The sequence below is a fragment of the Halomonas sp. genome (genome assembly GCF_041689495.1).
GTDB lineage: Bacteria > Pseudomonadota > Gammaproteobacteria > Pseudomonadales > Halomonadaceae > Halomonas.
Genome location: NZ_JBDNGD010000363.1, coordinates 1 through 1,166 on the forward strand (window position 1 = coordinate 1; position 1,166 = coordinate 1,166).

Here is a 1,166-nt window from a genome sequence, read left to right on the forward strand (position 1 = left end):
CCTCGGCGGTAGGTGCCTTCGGTGCCTTCCTGCTGGCCCTGGCCAATCGGCGGCTGAGCCTGCAGACGTCCTTCCTGACGCCGCCCTTCGGTTTCGCCCTCTTCTACCTGCGCGGAGTCACACCGGCTTCGGTGCCTACCTCCGCCATCTATCGCGGGGTGGTACCCTTCATCGGCCTGCAGCTGGGCATGCTGCTGGCCCTGGCCCTATTCCCTGGGCTAGCGACCTGGCTACCCTCGCTGCTATAGGACGACCATGATGCATTCAAGCTCCCCACCCAATGTACTGACCATCGCCGGTTCCGACCCCAGCGGAGGCGCCGGCATCCAGGCCGACCTCAAGACCTTTTCGGCGCTGGGCGCCTATGGCACCAGTGTGATCACCGCCCTGACGGCACAGAACACCCGTGGCGTCAGGGCGGTACACCCGGTACCACCCGACTTCATCGAGGCCCAGCTCGACACCCTGCTGGTTGACGTCCACATCGATGCCGTCAAGATCGGCATGGTGGCCAGCCGCGAGGTCGCCGAGACATTGCGCCGGGTGCTGGAGCGCCGTCGCCCCCACTGGATCGTGCTCGATCCGGTCATGGTGGCCAAGAGCGGTGACATCCTGGTCGACAATGCCGGCATAGCGGCCGTGCGCGAGATCCTGGTTCCCATGGCCGACCTGATCACCCCCAACCTCCCGGAGTCCGCCGTGTTGGTGGAATGCCCGGCACCAAAAACGCGAGCCGACATGGAAGTCCTGGCAACCGGGCTTCGAGCCCTGGGTGCCGGGGCGGTGCTGCTCAAGGGAGGCCATCTGCGAGAAGACAGCTGCCCCGACCTGCTGATCTCGCCCGAGGCCCTGCTCTGGCTCGAGGGACCCCGTGTCGACACCCTCAACCTGCACGGCACCGGATGCAGCCTGTCCTCGGCAATCACCGCACGGCTGGCGCTGGGCGACAGCCTTCCGGATGCCGTGGTCGCCGGCAAGGCCTGGCTCGTCGACGCCCTGGCCGACAGCCATCGACTTGACGTGGGTCAGGGTCAGGGACCCGTGCATCACTTCCATGCCTGGTGGTAGCCGATTCGGCTTGCAGCCCGGCGTAGCGCCGCCCATCCTTAAAAAACGATGACGCCGGAAGGCTGATCCGACGACTCGCCGTCACGGAGGGATGCGCC

At 66.5% G+C, this 1,166-nt stretch carries 2 protein-coding genes; both read left to right on the forward strand.

Translation table 11 applies throughout. The annotated features are described in order from the left end of the window. Positions 1 to 248 (forward strand): TRAP transporter large permease subunit (locus ACESMD_RS11385; protein ID WP_372613227.1); only part of this gene is annotated, 248 nt, incomplete at its 5' end. Between the two features lie 7 nt (positions 249 to 255). Continuing rightward, positions 256 to 1,068 (forward strand): bifunctional hydroxymethylpyrimidine kinase/phosphomethylpyrimidine kinase, encoded by an 813-nt coding sequence (thiD, locus tag ACESMD_RS11390; protein WP_372613229.1) that lies wholly within the window; start codon positions 256 to 258, stop codon positions 1,066 to 1,068. The last annotated feature ends 98 nt before the right edge of the window (positions 1,069 to 1,166 follow it).